A 17,921-nucleotide genomic window follows, 5' to 3' on the forward strand; every position below is an offset into this window, starting at 1 on the left:
TTCTAATTTCCCCATTGTTTCTGTGAGGTATATAATCCTTGATAGAGATAAATTATTCCAGTAGTAACATTTCCAGAAGGGAAAGAGGTGGAATCATCATTTGCTCCATAAGATGTTTTATCAGGTGAAGAAGCAATGTATCCAACTTCACCAGGCGTGAACATGGCAATATAAGCCTCATTTGTTACAGCAACTGCATCATTATTTTTAAGTACAAAATAATTATCACCCATATCGTGTTCCGGTAATGGTCTGCCCCAACCTATAAATCCAAAAAGTGGATCTGTACCTGAAATTTTTACACGCGCACCGACTACATTGTTGGAGTTTGAATGGTACTTAAATGCAAAAAAGTAATTGCCTTGAGGGTAATTTGGACTACCTTCAACATTAGTTACAGTAACATTGTCAATAAACGTAACACCTGTTGTTTGGTAATCACTATCTGTAGTTCCTAAAGTAGAAATTTGATTTAAGCGCTCTGCAAAAAGTTCATATTCAGCTTCAGTAATAAGTATCCAATCATTTTCATCTGCTGCCATATAATCAGTTTTAGAAGTACTTAAAAAGTGAACAATATCATCAATATTATTTAGGTTAATGGTGACATTGGTAATAGCATTTGTTGATAAATCTGTTACAACAGCTGTAATGATAGGATTGGTTTCGAAATCAAAAACAAGTGCGTTATTTACAATTAAATTTCCGGTGGCTGAATCAATTCGCAGAGCACCATTGATAGATTGTGATGTAATACTGTAATTACTAGCTGATGAGCTAGCTGTTGGAATTGTTCCAATTAATAAACCATCAATAGGGTTTTCATTAATGGTCCTATCAAAACTACTCGCAGGAGGCGTTGATGGTATGTTAACATCATCATCACTACTGCAATTGAAAAAACTTACTAGGATAAGTACTAATGACAGGTTTTTTAAAATATTCATATTGTCTGTTTTTATTGTTTAGTATTTAATAATGGAAATAGGTAATAGGTTAACAATATAACTTTTTTTTTCAAAAAAACACCTAATAAGTTGATTATGAGTTATGTGTGTAAGAATTATCTTATCCAATAAGTTGATTTAAACTAGAAAACAGGAAATTTTGAAATATAGAAAAGGAAATTAGGGGTAATTATTCAAAACTGAAGAAGATGAGATAGCTTTTAGATTGTCTATTAAAAAACGAAAAGCCTAATCAAAAGTAAAATAACTTCTGGTAAGACTTTTGTATGTTAGTTGATTAATAGCACAACAAATTTAAGCAAATTCTGACTTCAATAATTTATAAATACATAACTGGTGGTAAATAATTTATCCTTGGTATGTATTTATGTATAGTCAACATTAATCATATTGTACTTTTCTTAAAACGCGCATAGTTTGTTTATAGAGTAAATATATTTCAGGATAATTTTTCAATAGTAATTTTGCCTCTATGAGTTTGTTTATAGCGTCTTCAAAGTCATTTAAATAGCAAATTAAATACCTGGCTGGTAAATTTTTTAAATCGATGAGTTCATTTTCCGATAATACTTGATCACTGTTTACTTTTTCTAAAAGCGCATTATTGGCATTATAAATATGGTGCAATACTTTTTTATCGTATTGTGGTGGTTCAAAAACAAGCGTACTATTAATACTGTATTTCCCATGTTCCGAAAAATGAATACTGGTTTCTTCCAATGGATAATACCGAAAGGCTTTTTGCATTCCTAAATTAATGTATTCTATAATTTTAAAGGAATCTTCAGTAAAGGATATGGAAACTTCATCTAAAGCGGAATAAAATAATCGCACTTGTTCATTAATAAGTTCAATATCTACTCGCGAATAAAAGGTTTCATTTTTAACTATTTTTTTCTGCCCAGCCCAACAAACAACAAAATACTCTTTAAAAACTTTGTATTGTGGGCCATAATCTTTTCGAGATTTCATAAAATCGAAAACCCCATCCAAAGTATGCTCCATGTTGTTTTGAGAATGCGCTTCTATAGCTTGAACAAGTTCCGAATTGCTATCGGTAATTTCAATATCATAAACCTTGGGCATGCTTATGCTGCCATCTCTAAAAAAAACCGCGCCACCATAATATTTCCAGATGTTTTTTCGGAGTGAAGTTATCTTGCCAGTTCCCCTAATGGTTACAAGTCCTACAACCTTGTCTTCTGGCAAATGCGGAAATGAAATATTCTCATATTGAACTATTGGCGGATTGGTTAAATACGCATTGATGAGGTTTTGTATTTTGCTGTCATCAAAAAAATCGACACCTATAATCTGACTGTCTTCATCTTCAACACCAATTACAATATAGGAGTTGTTTTTAGGGTTGCTATTGGAAAGTGCGCAAATATGTTTTAGAAATTTAGCTTTTCCTTCTTTGAGACTAATATCTATTTGACGCTTTTTATCATAGAAACTGTTCTCATCATTATGAGCTAGTAAGTTTTTTATGAGTAGGCGTTTGTTAATCATACTGATTATTAACTATTTTTATTGATATTATTTATTAAAACCTACTCGAACTTACTTCCTTTCCTTCCAGAATTTTTTAAATAATTCATAAATTTTGAAAGTTGTTCTATCAAGTTATCGGCTTTCTTATTTAAATTTAGATAGGTTTCCTCGCTGATGTGTTTTCTTTTATAGATTCTTAATAATTGTGATTTACTTTCTGAACAGGAACCTCTAGAATAAGATAAAAACATGATAAATTCTTTATTACCTCCTCTTCCAAACCCTTCCGCTATATTATCCATCACGGAACCAGAAGAGCCGTTAATTTGTTCTCTTAATTTATAATCTTTATTAAGTGAGGTGTTGATGATTATGTTCCAAATTTCATCACAAAACAAAGTAGCTTCCTTAAATACCTCTAAATTTTCAAAAGAATTATAGTGTGCCATAATTATTTTAGATTTTAATCAATAAAAAATATAAAATTAATAATCCTTTTTAACAATCGTACTGCTGGCTTGAGCTGATGGAAACACCAATAAATCGGCAATGTTTACATGAGCTGGTCTGCTAATGGTGAAATAAATAATATCAGCAACATCTTCAGGCTGCAATGCTTTGTATCCTTTATAAACGGAATTTGCTTGTTCTCCGCCTTTAAAACGGACTTGTGAAAATTCAGTTTCTACCAATCCAGGATTAATGGCGCTAACCTTAATGCCATGCGGGTTTAAATCTATTCGCATACCTTCTGTAATTGCCAAAACCGCATGTTTACTTGCACAGTAAATATTTCCTTTTGGGTATACTTCCTTTCCAGCTGATGAACCAATATTAATAATATGACCAGATGTTCGTTCAATCATTTGAGGCATGATTAGCTTGCTTACATAGAGTAAACCTTTTACATTTATATCCATCATAGCATCCCAATCATCTGTATTTCCGTCTTGAATAGTATCCAAACCATGGGCATTTCCTGCGTTGTTAATTAGAATGTCAATCTGTTTGAATTCAGCTGGTAAACTTTCAAAAGCGGTTCGTGCAGCTTCTAGGTTACGCACATCAAAATTTAAAGTATGAACTTCCGTTTGTTTTTGGAGCGCACTTTTTATGGTATCCAAACGATCTTGTCGTCTGCCGCATAAAATAAGATGAATGCCGTGTTTAGCAAATTCGTGAGCTGTGGCACGACCAATTCCGCTTGTTGCTCCTGTTATTAAAGCTGTTTTTTTCATGTTATAAATATGCTAAAGTCTGAATTTATTAGGGTGTTATTATTTATACTTTATGTATAAAAATACTTATTCAAGCTTAAAATATATGGGTATATTAAATAATATTTCAATATTAGAATTGAAACTGTAATTTATATAATTGAAATTACTTTAACAAAACCTTAATATTTAGGTTTGGTTAATTTTAAAATTCTCAAGAACAAGGTTTTATGGAGTTTTTTTTGTTTGATTCAATGAATTCAAATTTATAATGTTAAGCTTTACATATAAGTAAAAATCTACTTGTCGTTATTCAACCGTATATATATTGAACCTAAAAAAATAAATCATTTATGAAAGCAGTAAAACAGTTTAAAATTTTGATGTTAAGCATTCTAGCGATAACCTTATTTAATTGTAGTGATAATGATGACACTACGGCGTTAACAGAAGGAAAATCCCAGATATCAGTTAAATTAATGGATAATCCGGGTGATTATGACCATGTTTTTGTTGAAGTTATTGATGTTAAAGTAAAAGTTAACGATGCTAGTGAAGGTGAGAATGGATGGATAAGCTTGAGTGCAATTAACACTGGCGTCTATGATTTACTGGAGCTTACAGGAGGAATAAATGTATTGCTTGTTGATGATTTTGAGATTCCCTCGGGAACATTAAATCAAATAAGATTAATTTTAGGAGATAATAATTCTGTAGTTATTGATGGTGAGACTTTTCCATTAAATACACCTAGTGCTCAACAATCTGGTTTAAAAATTAAGGTTAATGAAGCTTTAACTCCAAACATTCACTACACATTTTTATTAGATTTTGATGTAAGCCAATCCATAGTTGTAGCAGGAAATTCAGGAAATATAAATTTAAAACCGGTTATTCGAGCAAGTGTTGAAGCTAATTCAGGCGCTTTAAGTGGTAGTATATTACCAGCTGATGTTCAAACAGAAGTAACAGTTAGCAATGGTATTGTAAGCGCTTCTGCTTATACTGACGCAAATGGAAACTTTATGGTAGTCGGCTTGCCTCAAGGTGTTTATAATGTGACTATTACACCAGATCCAGACTCCGTGTATCAAGAAATAATTATCGAAGATGTCGAAATTACTATTGGTCAAACTTTAGATTTAGGACCAATTACTTTGGATTAATTAAATTTTTATTTAATAATTTGTTAAAGTGCAGCACCATTCGTGCTGCACTTTATTTTTTAACCAATTATTAACAGCCTGAGAGCAAAAATTTTAACAATTTAGCACTCTTAAAGAAACCCAGTATTTTCGGGTGTTTTAAATTGAAAAAAGAATGGAAGAAACGCGTACAATTGACATTGCGTCTATTAACGAGAAAATTGAAAAAGAAAGTGCTTTTATCGATTTGCTAATGTTTGAAATGAACAAAGTAATTGTTGGACAAAAACACATGCTCGAACGGTTACTAATTGGTCTTTTAGGACAAGGCCATATTTTATTAGAAGGTGTGCCTGGTTTAGCAAAAACATTAGCTATTAATACCTTATCACAAGCCGTTCATGGCTCTTTTAGTAGAATCCAGTTTACACCAGATTTGTTACCTGCAGATGTTGTTGGTACCCTAATTTACAACATGAAGGAAAACGATTTCAAGATAAAAAAGGGACCAATCTTCGCTAATTTTGTGTTAGCAGATGAGATTAACCGTGCACCTGCAAAAGTACAATCGGCTTTATTAGAAGCCATGCAGGAAAAGCAAGTTACCATTGGTGATGAAACCTTTATTTTAGATAAACCATTTTTAGTAATGGCAACTATGAACCCGGTTGAGCAAGAAGGAACCTATCCGTTACCTGAAGCGCAAGTGGACCGTTTTATGTTGAAAACAGTTATTGATTATCCGAAAATTGAAGATGAACAACTCATCATGAGAGCAAACCTTAAAGGTGCTTTCGATAAAGTAAATCCTGTTGTAACGGTAGATCAAATTTTACAAGCTCAAAAAGCGGTTCGTGAGGTTTACATGGATGAGAAAATTGAAAAATATATTCTCGATATTATTTTCGCAACGCGTTACCCTGAAAAATATAAGTTGGCAGAATTAAAACCACTTATTTCCTTTGGAGCTTCACCACGTGGAAGTATCAACTTGGCAACAGCTGCAAAATGCTATGCGTTTATCAAGCGTCGTGGTTATGTAATTCCGGAAGATGTACGTGCCGTAATTTACGATGTATTGCGCCACAGAATTGGAATTACTTACGAAGCGGAAGCGGAAAATATAACTTCAGAAGATATTATTAGCAAAATTGTAAATGAGATTGAAGTACCGTAAAATGAGTTTTTAGTATTCAGTTGCAGTAAACAGTTAAAAGGTTTGCTGGAATATGAATACAAGAAAAACTGAAAACTGCGACTGAACACTGTTTACTGAAGCGATGGATACAAAAGAATTACTAAAAAAAGTACGAAAAATAGAAATCAAGACACGCAGATTGTCTGATCATATTTTTGGAGGTGAATACCATTCCACCTTCAAAGGTCGTGGTATGACTTTTAGTGAAGTCCGTCAGTATCAATATGGTGATGATGTTCGGAATATAGACTGGAATGTTACCGCAAGAACCAACGAACCACATATTAAGGTTTTTGAAGAAGAACGTGAGCTAACCATGATGCTAATGGTGGATGTATCAGGTTCTGAATTTTTTGGAACAGACTCCCAATTTAAAAATGAAATCGTTACCGAAATTGCTGCAACTCTAGCCTTTTCTGCAACACAAAATAATGACAAAATCGGTCTGATTTTATTTTCAGATGCTATAGAACTTTACATTCCACCTAAAAAAGGACGCTCGCATGTTTTACGAATTATCCGTGAACTCATCGAGTTTAAACCACTAAGTCAGAAAACTGATATAGCAGAAGCATTGAAGTTTTTATCGAATGTAATGAAACGGAAAGCCATTGTTTTTCTGTTGTCAGATTTTATGGCAGACGATTTTCGTCACAATCTAAAAATTGCTGCTGGACGTCATGATATTTCGGGAATTCGTGTGTATGATAGACATGAAGAAAACATGCCAAATTTAGGAATGGTTCAAATGCAAGACCAAGAAACTGGCAAAAGTATGTTGGTTAATACCGCATCAAAACGTGTGCGTTTAGGTTATAGTAACTATTATAATGACCGTGTCACCTATTTTAAAGAAAGTTTTTCCAAATCAGGAGCAGGTGTTATTGATTGTCGTGTGGATGAAAGTTATGTTAAAAAATTATTAGGCTATTTTAAACAAAGAAGCTAATTGATATTACAATTTATGAATCAATATTTACACTATAAGAAACATACAACTTCCGTTTTTGGTTTACCATTAGCAGTTCTGTTTTCTTGTATGTTATGTCTTTTTTCAGCAGTTTCTGTAGCACAAGTGAAATCGGCTGCCGATGTTTCTGAAATCAAAATTGGCGAGCAAATCACCTTTCAAATAGAAGTAGAAACAGATAGTACAGATTTAGTTGTTTTTCCTGAAGGCGCAACATTTTTACCTTTAGAAATTATCGAATCCTACGGAATTGATACCACTAAAAACGCAGACAAATTCAATCTGATTAAAAAATACGGATTAACACAATTCGACTCTGGATCGTATACCATTCCGAGGCAAAAAATTATTATAAACGATAAAACGCTTTTTACCGATTCGCTTAAAGTTACAGTGAATCCTGTCATTGTAGATACGCTCAAGCAGGGCTTGTACAATATTAAGCCTATTATTTCAGTTGAAAAAAGCAGTAGCACTTGGTGGAAAACGCTACTGATTATTTTACTAGCCGTCGCTTTGGTTGCAGCTTTATTATATTGGTTTGTTTGGCGTAAAAAACCATTAACCGAAGAAGAAAAAATAGCCTTATTACCACCTTATGATCGTGCTAAATTAGCATTAAAACAATTAGATGAACATCGTTATTTGGAAGAAGATGCGTATAAAGAATACTATTCCGAATTAACCCTAGCCATCCGTCGTTATTTAGATGAGAAGGTTTATAACCATGCATTAGAAAGTACCACGGACGAACTTATTTCACGTTTACGCTTATTAAAAGATGGCAATCAAATTGATTTAAGTCTAGAAACGATTAAGAACCTAGAAAGTATATTTAAGCGAGCCGATTTAGTAAAATTCGCCAAATCTGCACCAGATAAGGAGTTAGCCAAATTTGATAGAAAAACGATTGATGAAGAAATTGATCACGTAAAAGAAGTTTTACCAGAGCCAAGTGAAGAAGAAAAACTATTAGACGAACAATATAAGGAAACACAAGCACGCAAAAAGAAACGTCGAAAAGTAATTATTTCAGCTTTAGTGGTTGTTGGATTATTAGTAGCCACATTTATTGGTTTTGGCTTAAAGTATGGTTTCAGTTATGTAAAGGATACTTTGCTAGGAAATAGTAGTTTGGAATTATTGGAAGGTAATTGGGTACGCAGTGATTATGGTTTTCCGCCTATTATTATTTCAACACCTGAAGTTTTAAAACGCATTCAATTAGATTCTACTCAAGGTGAAAATTCACAAGTAGATTTTACGACATTTAATTATGGCAATTTAGGGAGTAACTTAAATATCACGTTAAATACGGCTGTATTAAAGAATCAAAAACCTGAAGATTCTATCAATTTAGTTGCCGTTGCAGAAAAAGCCATTCAAGATTTGGAAAGTAAAGGCGTTACCAACATCATTGTTAAAGATGAAAAATTTGTAACACCTAATAATGCAGAAGGTTTAAAAACCTTTGGTTATGCAAAATTTCCAATTGGAAGTTCAGATTCTTTCGTGGAATGTGAATATATATTGTTGCATTTTACAACACAGAATATCATTCAACAAATTATTATTATTTGGCAAAAAGATGATGAATATGCAACTGAAATGGTCAAGCGTATTGAAAATTCCGTTGAACTAAAACCAACAGCAGAATGATGCTATTTGAAGGAGTCGATTTTTTAGATAAACAGTTTTTCTGGCTATTGTTGCTTATACCAATTGCCATAATTTGGTATGTCATAAAACATAACAAACAAACGGCTGAATTAAAAATATCCAGCATTAAAGGATTTCAAGCAACACCATCTATACTGCCAAAATTCAGACACATATTATTTGTACTGCGTATGTTGGCATTAGCAGCATTAATTACGGCATTAGCCAGACCACGTTCGGTAGATGTCAGTACAAAAACGAAAACCACACGAGGTATTGATATTGTTATGGCAATTGATGTGTCCGCAAGTATGTTGGCAAAAGATTTAAAACCGAATCGTTTAGAAGCTTTAAAAGAAGTGGCTTCAGAATTTATTCAGGGCAGACCAAATGACCGAATCGGGTTGGTAGAATATGCAGGTGAAAGTTATACCAAAACACCAATTACTAGTGATAAAGCTATTGTATTACGCTCCTTGAAAAGCATAGAATACAACACCATTATTGAAGGCGGAACAGCCATTGGTATGGGATTAGCAACAGCCGTAAACCGTTTAAAAGATAGTAAAGCTATTAGTAAAGTCATCATTTTATTAACAGATGGTGTCAATAATTCCGGATTTATAGATCCTAAAATTGCGAGCGAATTAGCAGTTGAATTTGGCATAAAAACCTATACTATTGGTTTAGGAACAAATGGTATGGCTTTATCTCCAGTTCGGATGTTATCAAATGGGCAATTCCAATATAGTCGTGTGCAAGTGGAAATTGATGAGGTATTACTTCAGCAAATAGCCGATGATACAGGAGGAAAGTATTTCCGTGCAACCGATAATGAGAAGTTAAGTGCCATTTATGACGAAATTAATAAGCTAGAAAAAACAGAAGTTGAAGAGTTTAAATTCTATAATTATCAAGAACTGTTTAGACCATTAGTGTTTTTAGCAGGAATATTATTGCTTTTAGAAATTCTGTTACGCGTAACTGTTTTTAGAAGTTTTGTCTAAATTAAAATGTAGTAAGAATAAAAATTAAAAGATTCCCATTTTCATGGGAAATGAATATGTATCAATTAGAAGAAAAAATATGGTTTTGGGTATTAGCAGTTATTCCGGTAATTATGCTCCTATATGTGGTGCTTCAATTTTGGAAAAAACGCGCTCAAAATAAGTTTGCCGATAAACGCTTATTAAAACGCTTAAGTCCAAACCAATCTGGATTCAAAACCGTTTTAAAAGTACTCGTTTTAAGTTTGGCATTTGCTTGTTTAGCCATAGCATTGGTAAACCCTAAAATTGGAACCAAATTAGAAACTGTAAAGCGTGAAGGCGTAGATATTGTTTTTGCAGTGGATGTTTCCAAAAGTATGTTAGCCGAAGATATTGCGCCTAACCGTTTAGAAAAATCAAAACAACTAGTCACGCAAATCATCAATAACTTGGCTGGAGATCGTGTGGGAATTATTGCTTATGCTGGAAAAGCCTTTCCGCAATTGCCTATTACAACGGATTATGCGTCTGCAAAAATGTTTTTGCAAGGTATGAATACGGATATGTTGTCATCTCAAGGAACCGCTATTAATGAAGCTATTGAACTTTCTAAAACCTATTATGATGATGAGCAACAAACCAATCGTGTTTTAATTATTATTTCAGATGGTGAAGATCATTCTGAATTATCACAAAATGTGGCAGCAGAAGCCAACGAAGAAGGAATCAGGATTTTTACTATTGGCGTTGGTGATGCAAAAGGTGGACCAATTCCTATTAAAAGAAATGGTGTTGTTCTTAATTATAAGAAGGACAATAAAGGTGAAACGGTTATTACAAAGTTGGATGAAAATAATTTGAAGAAGATTGCCGAAGAAGCCAACGGATCCTATATAAACGGACGAAATACAAACGACGTGATAGAACAGATTACCGATATTTTAAACGGTATGGATAAACAAGAATATGAAGCCAAGCAATTTGCAGATTTTAAAGATCAATTTCAATGGTTTTTAGGCTTTGCCATTTTCTTCTTATTTATAGATGTTTTCTTACTAGAACGTAAAACGGCTTGGTTAAAACGTCTCAATTTATTCAATGAAAACTTTTAAAATATTACAGAAGAATTTATAAAATATTTAACGCATTAACAGTCAGTAGTTTTATACTTTTAAAGGCACCAATGAGAAACCTATTTTTTTACATATTCGCCCTAATTTCGGTCGCTTCTTTTTCGCAAGAAGAAGATAAAGCTGCCCAATTAAAAGCCGCTAAAAATGCGAACGATCTCGTCTTTGAAGGAAATGACCTTTTAGGAAATGACGATTTCGTTTCTGCTGAAATGGCTTACCGTGAGGCTATCTCTGAATCTTCAACGGAAACTGTAGGAGTTTATAATTTAGGAACGTCGCAAATTCTAGAAGGTAATTTAGAAGAAGCCTTATACCAATTGCAAAAATCAGCTAAAGCAGCCACATCTAAATCTGAAAAACATCAAGCCTTTCATAATATTGGAAATATATTAATGACCAATAAAAAATGTAAAGAAGCTGTTGAAGCTTACAAAAATGCATTGCGAAACAATCCAACAGATGATGAATCGCGATACAATTTAGCATTAGCACAAGATTGTGCCAAGCAACAGGAAGACCAAAATCAGGACGATAAAAAGGACGAAGATCAAGATAAACAAGACGAAAATAAGGATCAGGACAAGGACAAAGATAAAGACGACCAGAAAGATAAAGGCGATCAAGATAAAAAGGAAGGCGACGACAAAGAGGATGAAGATGGCAAGCCTAAAGATGATGAACAAGACAAAGGCAAAGAAAATCAAGATCCTGGAAAAGATAAGGAGCAGCAACCACCACCACCACAGCCTCAACCTGGACAAATGTCACCACAGCAAATGAAAAACCTGTTAGAAGCTATGAACAATCAAGAATCTAAAGTGCAGGAAAAAATGAATGCTGAGAAACAGAAAGGCGTTAAAGTTCAAACTGAAAAAGATTGGTAATTCGGTTATAAAATAGTTAGAAGAAATAGAAGCGGATAGAACGATATCATGAAACTTATAAAACACATTACGGTTATTTTACTAGTGCTATCAAGTACGTTAGCTAGTGCTCAAATAACCTTTGAGTCAAAAGTCAGCAAAAAAAGACTTGGAATCAATGAGCGTTTACGCGTTGATTTTGAAATGAATAAAGATGGTGATAATTTTAATCCACCAGACTTTTCTAATTTCACAGTTGTTGGTGGTCCAAACCAAGCAGTAAGTTATGCGTATGCTAATGGAAAACGAACCTATTCCAAGACCTATAGTTATTTTTTAGCGCCAAAAGGCCAAGGAACGTTTACAATTAATCAGGCTGTGATAGAAATTGATGGTGAAATTTACAAAACAACACCAATTTCTGTTGTCGTTACAGGTGCCGTTGAAACGCCTAAAGATGGCAATAATGCCGATTATATTGCTTCAGAAAACATTCATTTGGTTGCTGAAATTTCAGATGACAAACCGTTTCTAAATGAAGCGATAACCGTTGTTTACAAATTATATGTATCACCAGATACAGGTGTAAGTAATTGGCGCGAAATTGACAATCCAAAATACAGTGATTTTTGGAGTCAGAATATAGATATCCGACAACTAAAAGTTCAAAACGGCACCTATAAAGGGGAAGATTATCGCTATGTGGTATTGCGCAAAACGGTTTTATATCCGCAAAAAACGGGTGAATTAGAAATTGAACCTTTAAGTTTAGATATCACGGTTGAGGTTCCAACAAACCGACGCGATATTTTTGGTGGTCGTCTCATGCAACAAGGGCACAAAACAGTGTCAGCAGGTAAGCGAACTATTAATGTAAAACCACTTCCGGAACAAGGAAAACCAGCAGATTTTACAGGTGCTGTAGGCGATTTCAATTTTAAAGTCACCACATCTAAATCGTCATTAAATGCTACGGAATCTTTACAAGCTAAAGTAGAAGTATCAGGTTCTGGGAATTTGAAATTATTTCAATTACCTAAATTAAATTTACCAAGCTCATTGGAAGTTTATGAACCAGAACATGCGGAAGATGTGCGAACCAATTTAAACGGCATGCAAGGTAGTATTTCTGATAGTTATACGGTTGTACCGCAGTTTAAAGGAAAATATCCAATTCCGAATATCTCCTTTTCTTATTTCGATTTAAAAACAGAATCCTATAAAACCATCAATTCCAACGAGATTGTTATTGATGTGTTGCAAGGTCCAACCAGCCAAACTGGTAATCAAGATATCACGGCAGTTGGAGGCGATAAGCAACGTGTGGTTTTAAATAGTAATCAGTTTGCATTTATAAAAACGAGTTCGGATTTTACAAGTACCAAACCAGATCACTTTTTTAAATCTACCGGATTTTGGGCAGCGCTTTTAATGCCGTTTTTAGCAATTCCGATGGTTATTGTGTTCAAGAAAAATAAGGATAAACGAGATGCCGATGTATTTGGAAATAAAATTCGGAAAGCGGATAAGCTTGCCAAGAAATATTTAAGCGAAGCTAAAAAAGCGTTAGGTCAAAAAGAAGCATTTTATGTAGCATTAGAAAAAGCCTTACACAACTATTTAAAAGCGACGGTTCATATTGAAACAAGCGATTTAAGTAAGGATAAGATTCAAGAGTTGTTACATAAAGGTAGCGTAAGCCAGGAAGCTATTACTGGTTTTGTTGCTATTTTGAAAAATTGTGAATTGGCACGATATACGCCTATTACCCAAGTGGAAATGGAACAGGATTATCAGCGTGCAGCTGATACTATTTTACAAATAGATAAAGAAATTAAATAAAGATGTTACAGATGATAAAACTTCAAAAAACATATTTTTTCTTTATAATTTTTGCTTTTTTAAGCCTGCTTTCCTTTGCGCAAAACACACAGTTATTTGAGCAAGGGAATGACTTGTACAATGATGCGAAGTATGAGGAAGCTATTGATAAATATCAACAGGTTTTAGATACTGACATGCATTCTGCAGAATTATATTTCAATTTAGCCAATGCACATTATAAGCTAAATCATATTGCACCTAGTATTTTTTATTATGAAAAAGCACTGCAATTAGCACCAAATGATGCGGATGTAAAACAGAATATGGCTTTTGCTAAAAACATGACCTTGGATGCCATTGATGTAGTTCCTGAAGTAGGTGTTGCCAAAGTAATCAATCAAGTTTCGCATGCAATTAGTTTTGATTTATGGGCTATTTTAGCTATCTGTTTTGTGTTTTTAGCTGTATTTGCGTTTATCAATTATTATTTGGCAAAAGGAACTAAAACAAAGCGTCTATCATTTACCATGGGATTTATTGGATTGTTTTTAATGTTAGGATCCGTAATATCTGCTTTTAATAAATATGATTTAGATAAAAGCAATAATCCTGCGATTGTGTTCGCTCAAGAAAGTCAAATTAAAAGTGAACCTAATTTACGAAGCACAGAAGCATTTGTGTTGCATGAAGGGACTAAAGTTCAAGTATTAGATACGGTTGATAATTGGAAAAAAATTAAACTTTCCGATGGTAAAGAAGGATGGATTCCATCTAGCGATATTAAATTACTGAATTTGTTTTAAAGATAATTTAACATTCCAACTAATGGAAAAGTTTATATTTGCACTTCAAAACTAGTAAATGACTAAAAAAGCTATTGCAATTTTGTTTTCAATTTTATTTTTGGCGTTTATTTCAGCGCCTTCAATAATCATTGCAATAGATGATAACGTTGATGTATCTATGTTTTATAGTATTGCTGAAGAAGAAAATGAAAACATTAAGTTCCCGTTAGCAGAAAATGATTTAAATGAAGTTAGTCATGTTTTCTTATTGGATTCTAAAGAGCATGTAGGATATATGTTTAAATATTATCCTAAACCACATCTTAATTTAATTTCTCCACCACCAGATTTTATTTAATATTTTAATCGTTGGACATTTATTGTCCCAAGAAAAAATATTAAAATAGCTATTGATATCTGTTCAATAGTATAAAATCAATTATTTAAAATGTTTAAAAATTTAAAAAGCGACTTGCCCGCAAGTGTCGTTGTATTTTTTGTTGCCTTACCTTTATGTTTAGGTATTGCTTTAGCCAGTGGAGCACCTCTTTTCTCTGGATTAATTGCCGGAATTATTGGAGGGATTGTAGTAGGAGCCTTAAGTGGATCTAAAATTGGAGTTAGTGGACCTGCAGCAGGTTTAGCTGCAATTGTGTTAACGGCAATTGGCACGTTGGGAGGTTATGAAAACTTTCTAGTTGCTGTTGTTTTAGGAGGTGTTATTCAATTAATTTTTGGTGTTTTAAAAGCCGGAATTATTGGGTATTATTTCCCGTCATCAGTTATTAAAGGCATGCTTACAGGTATTGGAATTATCATTATTTTAAAACAAATTCCTAACTTTTTTGGCTATGATGAAGCCTCTGCTTGGGATTTAGAATTTTTTGAAATAGATGGTGGAAATACTTTTTCTGAGTTGTTTACCATGTTGAGTAATATCCATCCTGGAGCAGCCTTAATTGGAATTATAAGTTTATTGCTTTTAATTCTTTGGGATAAAGTATTGAGTAAGAAATCTAAAGTGTTCGAAGTTATCCAAGGCCCTTTTGTAGTGGTTGTTTTAGGAATATTATTTTTTACTTTTACTCAAGGTAGTGGTGTATTATCTATTGGAGGTGCCCACATGGTAAGCGTTCCAATTCCTGAAGACTTAAATTCGTTTATAGGACAATTCAGTTTCCCTAATTTTTCTGCAATTGCAAATCCAGAAGTTTGGGTTGTTGCTTTTACTATTGCTTTAGTAGCGAGTTTAGAGACTTTACTGTGTGTTGAAGCATCTGATAAAATTGATCCAGACAAAAATGTTACACCTACAAACAGAGAGTTATTAGCCCAGGGAACTGGTAATATTATTTCTGGTTTAATTGGAGGATTACCAATCACGCAAGTTATTGTTAGAAGTTCGGCTAATATTCAATCTGGTGGTAAAACTAAAATGTCGGCAATTTTTCATGGGTTATTACTTTTAATATCAGTGATTTTAATTCCAACTTTACTTAACAAAATCCCTTTATCTGTTTTAGCTGCAATTTTATTGATTGTAGGCTACAAACTTGCAAAACCATCATTATTTAAGAAAATGTACGGTTTAGGATGGAAACAGTCTATCCCATTTTTTGCCACTGTAATAGGAATTGTTTTTACAGATTTACTAGTTGGTATTGGTTTAGGTTTGGCAGTTGGTATCGTTGTTATTTTACTAAAAAGCTACCAAAATTCTCATTTCCTTCATATTGAAGATAATAGTAATGGGAAACATAAAATTAAAATGGCACTTGCCGAAGAGGTTACTTTTTTTAATAAAGGTGCGATTTTAAAGGAATTAGATAGTTTACCAAGAGATACCTATTTGGAATTTGATGTGACTAAAACCAGATATCTCGATTATGATATTATTGAAATTCTTGAAGATTTTGCCTTTAAAGCGAGAGAGAGAAACATTGATATCAAATTAATTTCCAAACGAGGAATCGTTGAAAATCCAGAAAGTTTTATCGAGTTTTTTCAATTAAGACCTAAATCCAATATAAGTTTAAGCTAGAAGTTATGAAAAATTATAAATATAAAATATTGGTACTGTCAGATTTAAATAAAACGGCCAATACAACCTTAAAAAGTAGTGTGAGCTTAGCTCAAATGATTAATGCAGAAATTGATTTATTTCATGTTAAAAAACACATTGATATTGTAGATATAGACAATCAATTAACAGCCATTAGAACGTTAAATGATGAACAACTTACAACTAAAAAGAAAATTGAATCCTTAATTAACCCTATTTCAAAAGACTATAATGTTACCATCAATTATAGTTTTGCATTTGGAAAAATTAAAGAAGAGATCCGAAATTATATTGAGCTTTCTAAGCCAGATATCATTGTTTTAGGGCAGCGCGATTCAAACCCACTTCAAATAATTGGCGATAGTATAACACGTTTTATTTTGAAAAAATTTAAAGGAGTCATTATGATTTCGTCTAATGAAAACGCCTTAGAACCTAATAAGAAAATGTCTTTGGCCGTTTTTAATGATTCTAATAAAATCTTCAAAACCAAATTCTCAAAAGAGTTAATAACACATGCTAATACCCCTTTAAAATCTTTCAGAATTGTTAACAGTCAGAAAGAAACAATAAAAATAGCTAATCAAAATGAAGAAAATATGATAGAGTATGTCTTTGAACAAAATGCGGATGCAATGACTACGCTTTCTTCTTATTTATTGAAAAACAATATTAATTTATTGTGTGTCGATAGACTTGAAAATAAAACGAAAACGCCAGGTGAAGCTTCATTAAGAGAAGTTGTTACCAAGTTGAATGTTACATTATTAGTTTCTCAAACCATATAAATAACAATTTTAATTAAAAGTAAAAATAAACATTATGAAAGCACATACAAGAGAATCTCAAGCAACAATGACACCTCAAAAGTCATTGCAATATTTAAAAGAAGGCAACCAAAGATTTCAAAATAACTTAAAAGCGAATAGAAACCTTTTAGAACAAGTAAACGATACCAGTGATGGACAATTTCCGTTTGCAACTATTTTAAGTTGCATAGACTCTAGGGTCTCGTCTGAACTGGTATTTGACCAGGGATTAGGCGATATTTTTAGTGTGCGTATTGCAGGGAATATTGTAAATGAAGATATTTTAGGTAGTATGGAATTTGCATGTAAGTTAGCAGGAACAGAACTTATAGTTGTTTTAGGACACACAAGCTGTGGTGCCGTAAAAGGCGCATGTGACCATGCAGAAATGGGTAATTTAACCAAGTTAGTTCAAAAAATAACGCCAGCAGTTATTGCAGTTGAGGAACCTAAAGATGACAGCTTAAGAACCTCTAAAAATTTAGAATTTGTAGACAATGTATCACACATGAATGTGCAATTAATGATTGATAGAATCCATGCTGAAAGTCCAATACTTACTGAAATGGAAAAAAACGATGAGATTAAAATTATTGGAGCTATGTATGATATTAACACGGGTGAAGTCGTGTTTTATGAGTAAAAAATGTCTTAAATAAAGTAAAAAGGAGAATAAATAAAGTAACACTAACATTTTTTGTTAGTGTTACTTATCTTTACAAATGAAATTGAAAATTGCTTAATTATGAATTACTCTCATGTGAAAATGATTGTTTCTTGTCATTATTAAAGCAAATAGTAGCAA

At 32.9% G+C, this 17,921-nt stretch carries 17 protein-coding genes; 13 read left to right on the plus strand and 4 right to left on the minus strand.

Features of this window, described 5'->3' with window-relative positions; genetic code table 11:
• Positions 1–2 precede the first annotated feature (2 nt).
• The 4 genes from ES675_RS03660 to ES675_RS03675 form a co-directional block, all read right to left on the minus strand.
• A complete protein-coding gene (locus ES675_RS03660) occupies positions 3–947 on the minus strand; it encodes a cadherin repeat domain-containing protein (RefSeq protein WP_066247263.1) in 945 nt (314 codons plus the stop codon).
• 402 nt (positions 948–1,349) lie between these two features.
• On the minus strand, positions 1,350–2,480 hold the full coding sequence (locus ES675_RS03665) for an ATP-binding protein (RefSeq protein ID WP_066247267.1): 1,131 nt from the start codon (positions 2,478–2,480) through the stop codon (positions 1,350–1,352).
• A gap of 41 nt (positions 2,481–2,521) precedes the next feature.
• Entirely contained in the window at positions 2,522–2,911 is a 390-nt protein-coding gene (locus ES675_RS03670; RefSeq protein ID WP_066247271.1) for a four helix bundle protein, read from the minus strand.
• Positions 2,912–2,947: 36 nt separating this feature from the next.
• Complete coding sequence (locus tag ES675_RS03675) at positions 2,948–3,700, minus strand: SDR family NAD(P)-dependent oxidoreductase (RefSeq protein ID WP_066247274.1); 753 nt, start codon at positions 3,698–3,700, stop codon at positions 2,948–2,950.
• Positions 3,701–4,032: 332 nt separating this feature from the next.
• Between ES675_RS03675 and ES675_RS03680 the strand changes: the two genes are divergently transcribed.
• From ES675_RS03680 to ES675_RS03740, 13 genes are all read left to right on the plus strand, one after another.
• Complete coding sequence (locus ES675_RS03680) at positions 4,033–4,845, plus strand: DUF4382 domain-containing protein (protein ID WP_066247277.1); 813 nt, start codon at positions 4,033–4,035, stop codon at positions 4,843–4,845.
• A 154-nt stretch (positions 4,846–4,999) separates the two neighbouring features.
• Positions 5,000–6,001, plus strand: a complete 1,002-nt coding sequence (locus ES675_RS03685; protein ID WP_066247281.1) for an AAA family ATPase — start codon at positions 5,000–5,002, stop codon at positions 5,999–6,001.
• A gap of 103 nt (positions 6,002–6,104) precedes the next feature.
• Positions 6,105–6,971 carry a DUF58 domain-containing protein gene (locus tag ES675_RS03690; RefSeq protein ID WP_066247285.1) on the plus strand — a complete coding sequence of 289 codons (867 nt, stop codon included), beginning with the start codon at positions 6,105–6,107 and terminating at the stop codon, positions 6,969–6,971.
• Positions 6,972–6,986: 15 nt separating this feature from the next.
• Positions 6,987–8,651, plus strand: coding sequence for a BatD family protein (locus ES675_RS03695; RefSeq protein WP_066247288.1), 1,665 nt, complete (start codon positions 6,987–6,989; stop codon positions 8,649–8,651).
• A complete protein-coding gene (locus tag ES675_RS03700; protein WP_394349078.1) occupies positions 8,648–9,658 on the plus strand; it encodes a vWA domain-containing protein in 1,011 nt (336 codons plus the stop codon). The genes ES675_RS03695 and ES675_RS03700 overlap by 4 nt, the downstream gene beginning before the upstream one ends.
• Before the next feature lie 56 nt (positions 9,659–9,714).
• Positions 9,715–10,752, plus strand: coding sequence for a vWA domain-containing protein (locus ES675_RS03705; protein ID WP_066247290.1), 1,038 nt, complete (start codon positions 9,715–9,717; stop codon positions 10,750–10,752).
• Between the two features lie 71 nt (positions 10,753–10,823).
• Positions 10,824–11,657: a tetratricopeptide repeat protein gene (locus ES675_RS03710; protein ID WP_066247295.1), complete on the plus strand. Its 834-nt coding sequence runs from the start codon at positions 10,824–10,826 to the stop codon at positions 11,655–11,657.
• A 48-nt stretch (positions 11,658–11,705) separates the two neighbouring features.
• Positions 11,706–13,478 (plus strand): BatD family protein, encoded by a 1,773-nt coding sequence (locus ES675_RS03715; protein ID WP_066247298.1) that lies wholly within the window; start codon positions 11,706–11,708, stop codon positions 13,476–13,478.
• An 11-nt stretch (positions 13,479–13,489) separates the two neighbouring features.
• Positions 13,490–14,263 (plus strand): SH3 domain-containing protein, encoded by a 774-nt coding sequence (locus ES675_RS03720; protein ID WP_066247651.1) that lies wholly within the window; start codon positions 13,490–13,492, stop codon positions 14,261–14,263.
• Between the two features lie 58 nt (positions 14,264–14,321).
• Complete coding sequence (locus ES675_RS03725) at positions 14,322–14,603, plus strand: hypothetical protein (RefSeq protein WP_082985826.1); 282 nt, start codon at positions 14,322–14,324, stop codon at positions 14,601–14,603.
• 90 nt (positions 14,604–14,693) lie between these two features.
• Positions 14,694–16,286 carry a SulP family inorganic anion transporter gene (locus ES675_RS03730; protein WP_066247301.1) on the plus strand — a complete coding sequence of 531 codons (1,593 nt, stop codon included), beginning with the start codon at positions 14,694–14,696 and terminating at the stop codon, positions 16,284–16,286.
• Positions 16,287–16,291: 5 nt separating this feature from the next.
• Positions 16,292–17,095, plus strand: a complete 804-nt coding sequence (locus ES675_RS03735) for a universal stress protein (protein ID WP_066247306.1) — start codon at positions 16,292–16,294, stop codon at positions 17,093–17,095.
• Between the two features lie 34 nt (positions 17,096–17,129).
• Entirely contained in the window at positions 17,130–17,759 is a 630-nt protein-coding gene (locus ES675_RS03740; protein WP_066247310.1) for a carbonic anhydrase family protein, read from the plus strand.
• The last annotated feature ends 162 nt before the right edge of the window (positions 17,760–17,921 follow it).

This window comes from Algorimicrobium algoritergicola (assembly GCF_008086165.1).
Classification (GTDB): domain Bacteria; phylum Bacteroidota; class Bacteroidia; order Flavobacteriales; family Flavobacteriaceae; genus Algorimicrobium; species Algorimicrobium algoritergicola.